Origin of the sequence: Adhaeribacter radiodurans (assembly GCF_014075995.1) — a bacterium.
GTDB classification, from domain to species: domain Bacteria; phylum Bacteroidota; class Bacteroidia; order Cytophagales; family Hymenobacteraceae; genus Adhaeribacter; species Adhaeribacter radiodurans.
The window spans coordinates 733,441-746,012 of sequence record NZ_CP055153.1 but is presented as its reverse complement, the minus strand read 5'-3'; the positions used below and the strand labels follow the sequence as shown (position 1 = coordinate 746,012).

At 43.7% G+C, this 12,572-nt stretch carries 10 protein-coding genes; 3 read left to right on the top strand and 7 right to left on the bottom strand.

Features of this window, described 5'->3' with window-relative positions:
• Positions 1-46: 46 nt before the first annotated feature.
• Positions 47-1,054 carry a GTP 3',8-cyclase MoaA gene (gene moaA, locus HUW48_RS03525; RefSeq protein ID WP_182414358.1) on the bottom strand — a complete coding sequence of 336 codons (1,008 nt, stop codon included), beginning with the start codon at positions 1,052-1,054 and terminating at the stop codon, positions 47-49.
• A gap of 107 nt (positions 1,055-1,161) precedes the next feature.
• Here moaA and HUW48_RS03520 point away from each other — a divergent pair, with 107 nt between their 5' ends.
• Both HUW48_RS03520 and HUW48_RS03515 read left to right on the top strand, forming a co-directional pair.
• The gene (locus HUW48_RS03520) at positions 1,162-1,404 is read left to right on the top strand and encodes a MoaD/ThiS family protein (RefSeq protein WP_182414357.1); all 243 of its coding nucleotides are present in this window, start codon (positions 1,162-1,164) and stop codon (positions 1,402-1,404) included.
• 152 nt (positions 1,405-1,556) lie between these two features.
• Entirely contained in the window at positions 1,557-1,967 is a 411-nt protein-coding gene (locus HUW48_RS03515) for a molybdenum cofactor biosynthesis protein MoaE (RefSeq protein ID WP_182414356.1), read from the top strand.
• 75 nt (positions 1,968-2,042) lie between these two features.
• On the opposite strand, the gene HUW48_RS26925 is transcribed toward HUW48_RS03515, so the two are convergent.
• Both HUW48_RS26925 and moaC read right to left on the bottom strand, forming a co-directional pair.
• Entirely contained in the window at positions 2,043-3,224 is a 1,182-nt protein-coding gene (locus HUW48_RS26925) for an NTP transferase domain-containing protein (protein ID WP_246343681.1), read from the bottom strand.
• Positions 3,205-3,690: a cyclic pyranopterin monophosphate synthase MoaC gene (gene moaC / locus HUW48_RS03505; protein ID WP_182414355.1), complete on the bottom strand. Its 486-nt coding sequence runs from the start codon at positions 3,688-3,690 to the stop codon at positions 3,205-3,207. The genes HUW48_RS26925 and moaC overlap by 20 nt, the downstream gene beginning before the upstream one ends.
• Positions 3,691-3,960: 270 nt before the next feature.
• On the opposite strand from moaC, the gene HUW48_RS03500 reads away from it, so the two are divergent.
• The gene (locus HUW48_RS03500) at positions 3,961-4,284 is read left to right on the top strand and encodes a DUF7009 family protein (protein ID WP_182414354.1); all 324 of its coding nucleotides are present in this window, start codon (positions 3,961-3,963) and stop codon (positions 4,282-4,284) included.
• 159 nt (positions 4,285-4,443) lie between these two features.
• Here the strand turns inward: HUW48_RS03500 and HUW48_RS03495 are convergent, their stop codons facing one another.
• From HUW48_RS03495 to HUW48_RS03480, 4 genes are all read right to left on the bottom strand, one after another.
• On the bottom strand, positions 4,444-5,382 hold the full coding sequence (locus HUW48_RS03495) for a Nif3-like dinuclear metal center hexameric protein (protein WP_182414353.1): 939 nt from the start codon (positions 5,380-5,382) through the stop codon (positions 4,444-4,446).
• A 187-nt stretch (positions 5,383-5,569) separates the two neighbouring features.
• Positions 5,570-6,781 carry a molybdopterin molybdotransferase MoeA gene (locus tag HUW48_RS03490; RefSeq protein ID WP_182414352.1) on the bottom strand — a complete coding sequence of 404 codons (1,212 nt, stop codon included), beginning with the start codon at positions 6,779-6,781 and terminating at the stop codon, positions 5,570-5,572.
• A 238-nt stretch (positions 6,782-7,019) separates the two neighbouring features.
• A complete protein-coding gene (locus HUW48_RS03485) occupies positions 7,020-8,477 on the bottom strand; it encodes a rubredoxin domain-containing protein (RefSeq protein ID WP_182414351.1) in 1,458 nt (485 codons plus the stop codon).
• A gap of 333 nt (positions 8,478-8,810) precedes the next feature.
• Complete coding sequence (locus tag HUW48_RS03480; RefSeq protein WP_182414350.1) at positions 8,811-12,338, bottom strand: nitrate reductase; 3,528 nt, start codon at positions 12,336-12,338, stop codon at positions 8,811-8,813.
• Between the last annotated feature and the right edge of the window lie 234 nt (positions 12,339-12,572).

The following is a 12,572-nucleotide window of genomic DNA, read 5'->3' as shown; positions in this document are numbered from 1 at the left end:
TGGTAACAGAGCCGCTTTTCTTTTATATTAAAGTTAGTAGAGGTCTTTAACCTCCTATCATCGACATAGATTCAAAAACTGATAATAATTTAGGTCGTTGGGCTTCAGCTTCGTACCCATCTTTAGCCCGACTATCAAAGGCTTTCAGTAGCTCTTCGGTGAGGGCGGCATCAGAAGCCCCGCTCCGTAGAATATTTTTTACGTTCAGCACATCATTCCCGTAAAGACAAGTTTTTAATCCGCCTTGGGCAGTTACCCGAATACGATTACAGGTGCCACAAAAAGTTCGGGAGAAGGCGGCAATCACTCCAATATTGCCTTTATATCCTGGAATAGCGTAATGGTTGGCCGTAGAGTGCACATCATCTGAAACTTTGTATAAATCCGGAAAAGCAGTTTGTAATTCAGTAATTATCTTGCGGTAATTCCAGGTTAGTACCGGATAGTGCTGGCCTTCACCGTTGAAGGGCATTTCTTCGATAAACCTGACCGAAACCGGATGATCTTTGGTTAAAGCAGCTAAAGGAACAATATCTTCAATATTTTGTCCTTCCATTACTACCGCGTTGATTTTTACTGAAATCTGATTAGCCAGCAAAGCATAATACGTTTGCATTACTTTTTCAAATTCATCCCGACGGGTAATTTTATGGAACCGCTCCCGGTCTAAAGTATCCAGGCTCAGATTAACCGACTTAATTCCTAAATTTACTAAATCCGGAATATATTGTTCGGTAAGTACACCGTTAGTCGTAATATGTATTTCTTCAATACCCGGAATGGCTTTTACCTGACGCAGAAAGTAAGTTAAATCTTTACGCAGAAATGGTTCGCCACCTGTAATACGTACTTTACTAATACCTAACCCAGCCAGCACCTGCAGCAATCGTTCCATTTCTTCGTAGGTAAGCAATTGCTTTTTGGGAAGGTAATCAATGCCTTCGGCGGGCATGCAATAAAAACAACGCAAATTGCACCTATCGGTAACAGCCAATCGCACGTACGTTAAAGGACGGCCGTGATTATCTACTATTTGCGGGCGTGATTTAGTCATAATCTGGTGCTTACTACCGAAAGTACGAGAAAATTTCGAGATTGTAAATAGATAACTAATTCTATTATAAATTAGTTAACTTTAACAAGGATTTATTATTGAAACCTATGCAATTAAAAATTCGCTTATTTGGTATTACAAAAGACATTATTGGTCAGACTTGGTTATCACTGGACATTCCAGAAGCTTCTAAGGTTCAGGATTTGCTTCATAACTTACAAACTACTTATCCGGGTTTAACAAAACTACACTCAGTTCTAGTAGCCGTAAACGACGAATACGCAAAACCTGAAATAACTTTAAAACCCAACGACGAAATTGCTTTAATTCCACCGGTAAGTGGCGGATGATAGTAGCAGGTAATAAGTTTCAGGTATTAAGATTTAGTTTACCTGTTTATTCTTACTACTGCTATTTGCTTTGACTAATTAGGACTTGAAGTTATTACTTATCCTTTAACGTTCAATATCCTGCTACTTAATACTTAATACCTGGTACTATCATGATTGCTTTAACCGATCAACCCATTAATACAGAAGAAATAATTGCGACCGTACAATCGGATGGTGCCGGAGCAATCAATGTATTCATTGGCACCGTCCGGAATAATACCCAGAAAAAAACAGTAGTGCGGTTAGAATTTGAGGCTTACGAATCCATGGCCTTAAAGAAAATGCAGGAACTGGCAGATTTGGCTTCTGAACGCTGGCCGGTGCAAAAAGTAGCTATTGTGCATCGTACCGGCTTATTGCCTATTGGCGAAGCAGCCGTAGTGATTGCCGTTTCTACGCCGCACCGCAAAGCATCTTTTGAGGCATGCGAGTTTATCATAGATACTTTAAAAGAAATTGTGCCTATCTGGAAGAAGGAAATTTTTGAAGATGGCGAAGTCTGGGTAGCCGCCCATCCTTAATTAGTTGAGGATTACAGGTTACAAGGGGCAGGTTTTATTCAATATTAAAATTTATCCTACAAACCGCTATCACTGTTATCTTTTCTGATGTAGGTCGGTTAATACTTCTTTATAAGCCGCTTGGTCATTTACATTACGCAGTTCTGTTACATTTGGAATAGTAAGCAATTTCACATCGGAGTTAATTAAAGCTTTGCGCGGACAGGAATAACCTAAACTTAAAAACTGCAGCAACAAAGCATAGCTACGCGGCTCCCAGATAGTTAATAATGGCTCCGGAAATTTGCCATCCGAGTCATAAAAAGCGGTGGCCATTTTGGTGTGATCGCGGTGCTGTACTAAATAGTCGAGGGTTTCTTTACTTAAAAAAGGCAGATCGCAGGCTACTGCTAACCAAGCCACATTAGGATCGTGCTGCAAAGCCGTTAAAATGCCGCCTTTTGGTCCTAAATTTAAAAAACGATCCTCCAGGTAAGGTAATTTATCTTCTAAATCCGCTGCTTGCGTAGAATTGCACGATACAAATGCTTCCACACATACAGTGCTTAGCAATTGGTGTACGTGCGTACGTTGGTCTTGGTCATGATACTGCAATAAGCCTTTGTCACTTTGCATGCGGGTACTTTTGCCACCCGCTAAAACCAATCCATTTAAAACAGGTATGTTCTGTTGGTAAAATCCAGCTATAAAGTCTGTAATTTTCTCGATTTCGGTGATGGATAAGACTGGTATTTGAGTTATATCTGTTACATGTTTTTGAATAAAATCGGGCACTTCCGTAACGCCTTCTTGTAATAATATCAGTCGTACGTTGGTGAGCTTATCTAGTTTTTTCTCTAATGGCTTTGCCGGATCAATCACGATTATCTGGGCTTGGGCCGGAAAATGGTTACCATTTACCAAAACCAAATCAGCCGACTGGAAGAATGTTTTTTGCTGATATTCGTTCCAGTTAGTCCGGTAATCCAGCCGTTGAAAAGTAATTTTATCGGTATACTCCAGAAAACTACCGTAGGCTAAGGCGGTATTTACATCCGGACCGTTACTTGCTTCGGCATCCGCACTTTTATGATCGGCATCAACGTAAGCAATTTTTAATTTTCCGGATAATTTTGCCGTGATAGCAAAGGCTAACTTTTTGATATTACCGCAGGGTGTACCCAGAATAGCCAATTCTGTTCTGCCGAAATGTCCTAACTTGGGTCGACTTAAAGCAACATGCTTCTGGTGCGCGGGTTTATTTTCGAATGAAGTCACTTTTACCTCCGGTTTTACTAATTAATCTGGTTTCTTTAATAACAATGTCGTGCGAAAAAGCTTTGCACATATCGTAAATAGTTAAGGCGGCAACGCTGGCCCCGGTTAATGCTTCCATTTCAACGCCGGTTTTGCCGGTTAAGCTGGCTGTGCATTGAATAACCACTTCGTTGGCTTCGTTTACCTGAATCTGAAATTTACAGCTTTCCAGACCCAACGGGTGACATAAGGGAATCAAGTCCGAAGTTTTTTTAGCGCCCATGGTACCGGCAATAATCGCCGTTTGAAACACCGGCCCTTTTTTGGTTTGAATATCGCCATTGCTTAAATGCTGCATTATTTCATCGCCCAACACCACAATACTCTGGGCAATGGCTGTTCTTTTTGTTTCGCTTTTCGCACTTACATCTACCATTGCCGGATTTCCGGCCGCATCCAGGTGCGAAAAAGTTTTCTCTGGTTCCATTGTTTAGTTGCAGGTTACAGGCTGCAAGTTACAGGTTGAAATTTAGTTGAAGGTTAGAAAGTTGTAAAGTTAAAAAGTTATCTTGGTGAAAGGTTTTAAGTAATACCTCTAGCGTTTGCGAAAAGAGGGCTTAATGAATTTTATTGATAGCCTAAAAGTAGAACTCTAGTTCTTTTCGTATTTGGTTAACTATAAACTTCAAATTACAAAAATTTAAAAAATTAAGCTATGGTCTATGAACATCGACTCTCGACCATAAACTAAATAACTATGAAACTCAGAATCCAGGGAAACAGTTTGCGTTTGCGCCTCTCCGAAGCCGAAGTTACTCAATTTGCCGATGCAGGTCAGATAGAAGAAACGATTTCCTTCAGTCCCGACAAAACCAATGCTTTGCGTTATCTTTTACAACAAACTTCTGATAAAGAAGTTAGCGTTCAATTTAACCACAACACCATTGTTGTTTCTATTCCTGAGACAATGGCGCAAAAATGGGTAGATACAGATTTAATTGGCTTTGATGATCTAATTGACTTAGGTAATGAAAAACAGCTGAGAATTGTAGTGGAAAAAGATTTAGATTGTAAACATTAAATAACGTGTTGTGTAAAATCTTTTCTCCTTCCGTAAGTTTATACTTATAGTTGGATAGGAGCGCAAGTGTTCAGCGCAACTTCACTCCTACTAAAAGACAAAAGCCAGTCTACCGACTGGCTCCAGTAAAATCTTCATCCACACCAAATTTTTAAAATTTTACATAAATGACAGCGGGTTCCGAGATGCCACATGCGTTACTTTCAAGCCGGGCACCTTTGCTTTGAGCCACGAAGCCATCCATTCGGCTCCGGGCTCTTCGCTCACCGCATGACCCAGTAATACCAACGACAGCTTATCGCCTTTGGCTTGAGCATCCCGCACGTATTCTACCGTTTCCCATTCCTGAGCTTCCCCCACCAGCACTACATCGGGCTTCTCCTTTTCAATTTCCGCTATGTGTCTTTTGGCTCCGGATGCACCGGGCAAAAGTAAAACTTTCCGGCAGGATTGCGTAGGTTCTCCCATGTAGCGCACCATCTGGATGTTTAATTTTGATTTCACATGCGCGACTAAGTCTTTAAAAGAAGTGGCCGGCAAAACAAAACGGGCTTGGGTTTCCGGCTGCACGTATTTTTGCCAACCCAAAGCAGCAATCAGCCCAGCCATTACACCATCGGGTTTGTGGGTGTGCAGGTAATCGTGGTTGCGCCAAACGGCAATATTATGCTGTTTTAGCAAATTAGCTTTGTACTGGTAAACCTCGTCTTTTTGTAGCCAATCCGTATCATCCTGGTGGCTATAAAAAGTAGGTTCATGCGCAATTATAAAGTTAGCTTTTAAGTCAATGGCTTTCCGGATAACTTCTATGGTAGCAAACATCGTAGTAATTATGCCGGTGACCTTTGTATCAGCACTACCTGATTTTAAAGTATCTACGGTTTTATCAAAAGGGGCTTCCGGTATTTCCTTCAGAAACAAGTCAATAATTTGCTTTACCGTATACGATTGCTGCGGATAATTTGAATTTTCCGCCTGAGACACAAACGGACTGGTCAACAATACCGAAGCCCCGACGGCTTTAGTTAACGCATTTATGAAGGCTCTTCTATCGGTAACACTGGTTAAAAAGCTGGAGTTATTTTTCGGTAGGTTCATCTATTTTTTAACAGATTGGAAGCATAAAACAATACTGCATTTTAACTATTAAATTCTAGATTTAGAGACATTCCTAATCCCATTTTTTAAATTTATTTAATCCGAAAGAGTAGTAATATAAGTAACTCTACTTCCTCTATTTACCGTTATGCCTACAAAAAATAGAATTTTTAAAAAATTCAAACAACTACCGTCTGAACCCTATAAACGGGAAGGTGTCACCCGCCGAAAACTTGATTTGATCCGGCGGCAGTTCTAAAAACCCATCGGCGGTTAGTAAGCCCGCAAAATCGCCGGAGCCGCCAATAGTAACCGGTTGAGCCCGCCAGATTCCGGTGGATGCCACGAATAGTTTCACCGGTAAAAAATAAGTAAGCTTGGGGTTGAATGTAACTTCGGTGGTTAAATGCGCTTGCAGCGACCACGTTGGCGCGGCACCCAAAACAGACCGCAACCAAGGTTGGATATATTTATAATAACAAACAAACGTAGAAACCGGATTACCCGGCAACGCAAAAACCACCGGACCAGCCGCATGTTTCCCAAACCAGAATGGTTTTCCGGGACGTTGGGCTACTTCGTGGAAAAGCTGTTGCACGCCTAATTCCTGTAACACCTCCGGAATAAAATCGGCTTTGCCTTTACTAACGCCCCCGCTTAACACCAGCACGTCGTATTTTTTTAATTTTTCCTGGAGTTCGCTTAATAATAAGGCCTTATCATCTATTAAATGAAAAACATCAGCTAACACGTTTTGTTCGCGCATAGCTGCCTGCAACATGTAGCTATTTGATTTCCGAATCTGGTGCGGTAAAGGAGTCTGGGTAACTTCTACCAGCTCATCACCAGTAGAGATAATGGCCACCCGGGGCGCTTGCGTGACTTTTAAACTGGATTTACCAATAGTAGCTGCCACCGCTATTTCAGCAGGAGAAAGTAGGGTACCTTCCGATATTAGTAAATCAGTAGCGCGTCGGTCGGAACCTTGCTGGTGTACATTCTGCAGGCGCATTTTAGGGGCAGCCAGAATATGCGCATAGCGTTTACCTCGCCGTTCGGTAATGGTTACATCTTCGTAGCGGATTACGGTGTCGGTATGGCGGGGCAAGATGGCCCCCGTCATTACTTCCAGACACCCGTCTTTGTTCGTTAAGGTTTGGGCAGGTGCCCCGGCTAATTGCAGACCTTCTATCGGGAAAGTATCTTCCCCAGCTTGGTATGCCTCGTACCGGATCGCAATGCCATCCATAGTTACGCGGTGGAAAGGAGGAAAATCCCGATCGGCGTAAATAGGTTCGCGTAATACTTTTCCAACGGCTTCCGCTAAGCTCACCTCCGTAACAGGCAGCTCCACTTTGTTAGCATTGATTCGGGCAAAAGCTTCTTCTACTGTTATCATAATAAATTAAAAAGCCTCTAACTTACACAAATTTCGGCGAAATTTAGAAGTTTACCCTTTTCAACCTTTTTACGATCAACCGCAAAAGTACCGCATTAATAATTATAAGAAACAATGTTTGCGCTAAGTACTAGATAATCCAGACAAGCTTTGATCAGGATTTTACAGTTTATCTTATACCAACAATTTTTAAAATCAGGGTAGCCTTTTATTAAATAGGGAAGAAATTTTTAAATTTTTAATGCGACGCCTTCTCTAAATGTAGCTTTACAAACTCTTTTTTAGGCGCTTCGCACAGCGAACAAGCGTAGGTTTGGGGCAGCTCTTCAAAAGTTACCCCGGCCGAAATACCTGCACTTTCATCGCCGAAAGCTTGGTCGTAAACCGTTAAGCAATGCGAACATTGGTAAACCGGGTGCAACGATTTTTGCTCTACAGCCGGTTTACTGATTTTTACTTCGGGCTCGTAATCTAATTGTTCGTAGTACAGGCGGCTTAATTCCATGAGCAAGGGTGCCAGGTCTTCCTGCAACACATCTTTGGCGTAAGTCTGGTAATCGCGTTTGTTTGGGTTGAAATCGCGGCAGTACAGCACATTGTAAGTCGGCAGCAGTTCGTACTTATCGGAATATTTCGAAGCTGGTTTTTTTTCGATTACCATGGATGTAAACAAACTCATGGGCACCGTTTTAATCGCGAAAGTTAAACCTTCGGTGCTGATGTCGTTCTGGTCGAAGGTGCGTACCAGGTAACGCTTTAACTGCAAAGCTTCTTCGTCGAGCACCGGCAAGTGCCAGTTTAATTCCAACGATGAATGCCGCATGTTTATCCCGAATTTACCCAGCAGTTTTTCAAATTTAATCTTATCGCGTTCGGCAATACCCTTGATAATAAATGATTTCCAGGGCGTAATGCTGATTTTACCAATATTGGTTTGCACGCATAAATCGCAAAGCGCCTGCAAAAAACTAATGGTGTATTGGTTATTACGCCAGTACAATCCCAGCCAGTATTTATCCCCGGCCATTTTGTTCATGCCTTCGTAGGTTGGGAAAGGGACAGTTGGCAATTCCAGTTCACTTTGCAAAGGCCGGTTATTTGCCTTTATGCTGGCGTTGGTTTGGTCGTACAAACCGGTAATGGGTAGATTAGGTTGATCCTGGTAAACTGCTTCCAGAGCCTTAACCGTACGCACCACATCAAACGTATAAATTAAGGCCGGCCAGCAAACTAATTTATTGTTGTACTCGGGTAAACTCAGATACAAGTACCAGTAATTTTCCTGCTTGGAAGCCACAAAATTTAAATTTCCGGTAAACAACGGCACCAACGTTTGCCGGGGATCAGCAATATTTACTTTTAGTTGAGGCCGATACTTATCAAAATCATCCAGAATATACAAATAGGTATCGGAGTGCAGCCAACTGGTAGCGGGTAAAATATCAGCGGCTACGTACGAGCTAACTATATTTTCGTAATGCTTGCCGCCAAAGTCATAATCCGTGCGAATGTCCTGAAAAGTACTATCCAGAATAGTTTTGCTGCGAATACTTACCGGAAACAAAATATCCTGCCGTGACCCAAAATGAATAACCTCGTTCCCAAACTCATTGGCGGTCGTCAAGATCTGCTTTAAATCTCCCGGCGACACTACTCCACCCCGCGCAAATACCCGCACTAAATCTCTTTTTTCCATATTTTGGTTGCAAGTTGCAAGTTTCAGGTTACAAGTTGTTTTGGTTGGAAAGTTGGAAGGTTTGAAGGTTTAAAAGTTGAAAGGATAGTGATCCAACGATTCTTCTTTTCTCCATTCTCATTTCTATTTTCTATTTATATCGCGAGCGTCCTCGCTCGTGATGATCATCGTCCGGCCTCTGGCCGGTAGTAACCTTATGTGTTGTTTACTACTAATTCAAGTTTAACCGTTCACCCGGCCAGAGGCCTACCAGATAGTAGACACGAGCGAAGACGCTCGCGCCAGCAATAGGAACCAGCAACTGGCCATCTTAGCCACCAAAATTTTAAAAAATCACACCGAAATAGGCTCAGATGGTAGAGCTCGTTCCAGGATAGCTTTTACTTCGGGTTTGCAGGACCCACAGCCCAGACCCGCACCGGATTGCTGACATAGTTGCCGGAAATCGGTGCAGCCGCCTTTTACCATAGCGGTTAAGTTTCCTTCACCTACGTTGTTGCAGGAGCACACCAGTTTACCCATTACCGGCGCAATCGGCTTACCCGACCGAAGCAGTTCCATGCGCTTCTCCGATAATTCAATTTTATTTTCGATGAGGGTTTTAAACTCGGCAAATTCGCTTTTATCGCCCATCAAAATAGCCCCAACTAGCTTATCCTGATGAATAATGCATTTTTTGTAATAGCGCTTGGCTTTATCGGTGAATATTACTTCTTCGTAATCCGGACTGTTATCCGGCACTTCTACCAGCCCTAAAGAACACAAATCCAGATCGGCTAATTTTAAAATATTCATAAAAATAGAGCCGGAATAATAGCTACTAAAATCACCGGCCAGGAACCGAGCGGCGACATCGGCTTGTTGCTCAGCGGCAGCTGTAATTCCGTTTACCACGCCTTTAAATTCAGCTACTTCGCCCATGGCAAAAATGTCGGGATCGGTGGTAGTTTGCAAATAATCGTTTACCTGAATTCCCCGGCCGCAAGCTATTTCGGCGTCCAGCGCCAATTCTACATTAGGTCGCGTGCCTACGGCGTAAACTACGGCATTACACGGCACCGTTTTACCGCTTTTTAAATTTACTACCAGCCCGGGTTCATTTTTATTAGGGAAAATGGTTTGTACCTGGTCGTTGAAATAAACTTTTACGTCCATCTCGTCGATGTGCTCGCGCAGCAAATCGCCGGAAATTAAGTCGAGTTGCCGCTCCATAAGCCGTGAACTCAGTTGCACAATAGAAACCTGGGTATCTATTTCGCGCAGGGAAGCTGCCAGTTCTAAACCTAGCAATCCACCACCCACAATTACCACGTGGCCCTGGTGGTTCAGGAAAGTTTTTAAGCGGTCGGCATCGCCTCGGTTCCGCATGGTAAAAATACCTGGCAGTTCCATGGGTACATCTTTCGGCACAAAGGCCCGGCTTCCGGTGGCAATAATTAGTTTATCGTAGGTATGTACTTTGCCGTGCGTATCGGTAACGGTTTTGGCTACCCGGTTAATAGAACGGATTCCCGTTGACTCGTGCAGGTACACGTCTAACTTAGCCAGTTCACCATTTTTAAATTTTTCGAGCTGTTCCCAGTTCAGGTGGCCGTTCAGGTATTCGGGCAATAACACGCGGTTGTAAAACGGAAAAGCCTCCTGCGAAAACACGTGAATGTCGTCGGTAAGATTTTTCTCCCGATAGGTATTGATAAACCGGTAAGCCGCTGCTCCGGCACCAATAATTACTATTTTCTCGAAGGGCTTCTGATATTTTTGTACTTGTACCGCCGAAAATTTAAAATCCGGCTCTTTCGATTTTGGGTCGACGAGGGTATTGGTTAAGTTATTGGTGCGGCCGAAATCGCGGTTTAATATTTTCCCCCAGTGCATGGGCAAGAATATTACCCCGGTTTTAATATCGGTAGTAACCACGGCGTTTACCCGAACTTTACCGCGCTGACTTACAATTTCCACGGTATCGCCGTCATTGATATCGCGTAGGGCGGCATCGAGCGGGTTAATTTCCAGGAACGGTTTGCCTAAGTGCTGCTTCAGTTTATTTACTTTCCCGGTGCGCGTCATGGTGTGCCATTGGTCCCGTACCCGGCCGGTCGTTAAAATAAGCGGGAACTCCGGACTCACTGGCTCCGATTGGTTATAAATTGTAGCCGGCGTTAAAATTTTAGCGCGTTTATTGGGCGTATAAAACTGTTGGTCGGTAAACAAGCGGGGTGTACCCTCGTGACCCAATGCCGGAACCGGCCATTGAATGCTGCGTTTTTCCTGTAAGGCTTCATAGTTTAAGCCGCTTATATCAATATTAGTCCCTTTGGTCAGGCGGGCGTGTTCTTCGTAAATTTCGTCGGGTCGTTTGTAATCAAACCCGGAGAACTGCATTTTCTTGGCGAAGCGGCAAAGAATCTCTACATCCGGTAAAGCTTCGCCGGGCGGCGATACTACTTTGTTTAAGTAGCTAATGCGACGTTCCGAGTTGGTCATGGTGCCTTCTTTTTCGAGCCAACCCGCCGCCGGCAATACTAAATCAGCGTACTGCAAGGTATCGGCTTTGTTCGAAATATCCTGTACCACCACAAAGCGCGCTTTTTTCAAAGCTTCCTCAATTAAGCCGGCATCGGGTAAACTTACCAAAGGGTTGGTACAAATAATCCAGACGGCTTTTAATTTATCGTCGCGCAAAGCCTGAAACATTTCGGTAGCGGTGAGGCCGGGCTGAGCGGGTACACTGGGTACCCCCCAGTAATTCGCTACTTCCTGCCGATGTACCGGGTTTGCTAAATCGCGGTGCGCGGATAGCAAGTTAGCCATCCCTCCTACTTCGCGGCCCCCCATGGCATTCGGTTGTCCGGTTAAGGACAAAGGTCCGGAACCTGGTCTCCCAATTTTTCCGGTTATCAGCGACAAGTTTAATAAAGCTAAATTTTTGTCTACTCCGATAACGCTCTGGTTCAAGCCCATAGCCCACATCGAAATAAAACCGTTGGCTTGGCCAATGTAAGTAGCCGCTAGCTTAATATCCGAAACCGACACATCGCAGGTAAAAGCCGCTTCTTCCAAACTGGTCTGAAAAACAAAATTTTTAAAATTTTCAAATCCATCGGTATGATTCTGCACAAAAGCATCATCGATTAAATTTTCTTCGATGAGGTAACGGGCAATGGCGTGATACAAAATAATATCGGTACCCGGATTTATTTGCAAATGCAAGTCGGCCAAGGTGCAGGTTTGGGTGCGACGCGGGTCTACTACAATTACTTTCGTATCCGGATGCTGTTCTTTATGCTGCTCCAGGCGCCGGTAAATTATAGGATGGCACCAGGCCGGATTTGCGCCGGCAATCAAGAAACAATCCGCTAGTTCAATGTCGTCGTAGCTGGCGGGTACGGCATCTTCGCCGAGGGCCATTTTATAACCTACCACTGCCGAACTCATGCACAACCTAGAATTAGTATCGAGGTTATTCGTTCCCAAATAGCCTTTTACCAGTTTGTTTACGATGTAGTATTCTTCAGTGAGGCATTGTCCGGAAGCGTAAAAACCTACCGAATCGGATCCGTACTTGTCGATAATGGTTTTAAAAACGGCGGCGGCCCGGTCTAATGCGGTGTCCCAACTTACCCGTTGGCGCGGTTGGTTTTTGGCCCAGCGCATTTCGGGATACAACAAGCGGTCGGAATGGTCCGAAACGACGTAATGCAAATTCAATCCTTTGGAGCAAAGCATGCCTCTGTTTACCGGATGCTCCGCATCGCCTTCTACCCGAATTTTACCTTTTGCGTCTTGCTCCACCACAATGCCGCAGCCCACGCCGCAGTACGAACAGGTAGTTTTAAAACGATGGCTCTTATTCTTTTTCATTTGCTTTAATCTCCATTATTTAAGGTATTTAACCTTTTATTTTCGCTCTTTCGGATTTGTAATCCGAAAGTACTTTAGCTGGGGATTTGCAATCCCCGATTGCTGCGGTGCTATCTAGTTTGAGACTTCAAGTTTTGCCTCCTGGCCGGCGGGCCTCGTTTGGCTATTAGCGAAGGTCTTTTGAATTTTCATTTTTCCTGTCTTTCCTCCTAACTATGGCGCGGAAGTTACTTC

Coding starts and splice junctions, on each gene's coding strand:
- HUW48_RS03485 (WP_182414351.1), bottom strand. CDS start 8,477: ATGGAAAAAAGAGATTTAGTGCGGGTATTTGCGCGGGGTGGAGTAGTG.
- moaC (WP_182414355.1), bottom strand. CDS start 3,690: ATGGAACCAGAGAAAACTTTTTCGCACCTGGATGCGGCCGGAAATCCG.
- HUW48_RS03520 (WP_182414357.1), top strand. CDS start 1,162: ATGCAATTAAAAATTCGCTTATTTGGTATTACAAAAGACATTATTGGT.
- HUW48_RS03500 (WP_182414354.1), top strand. CDS start 3,961: ATGAAACTCAGAATCCAGGGAAACAGTTTGCGTTTGCGCCTCTCCGAA.
- HUW48_RS03480 (WP_182414350.1), bottom strand. CDS start 12,338: ATGAAAAAGAATAAGAGCCATCGTTTTAAAACTACCTGTTCGTACTGC.
- HUW48_RS03515 (WP_182414356.1), top strand. CDS start 1,557: ATGATTGCTTTAACCGATCAACCCATTAATACAGAAGAAATAATTGCG.
- HUW48_RS03490 (WP_182414352.1), bottom strand. CDS start 6,781: ATGATAACAGTAGAAGAAGCTTTTGCCCGAATCAATGCTAACAAAGTG.
- moaA (WP_182414358.1), bottom strand. CDS start 1,054: ATGACTAAATCACGCCCGCAAATAGTAGATAATCACGGCCGTCCTTTA.
- HUW48_RS03495 (WP_182414353.1), bottom strand. CDS start 5,382: ATGAACCTACCGAAAAATAACTCCAGCTTTTTAACCAGTGTTACCGAT.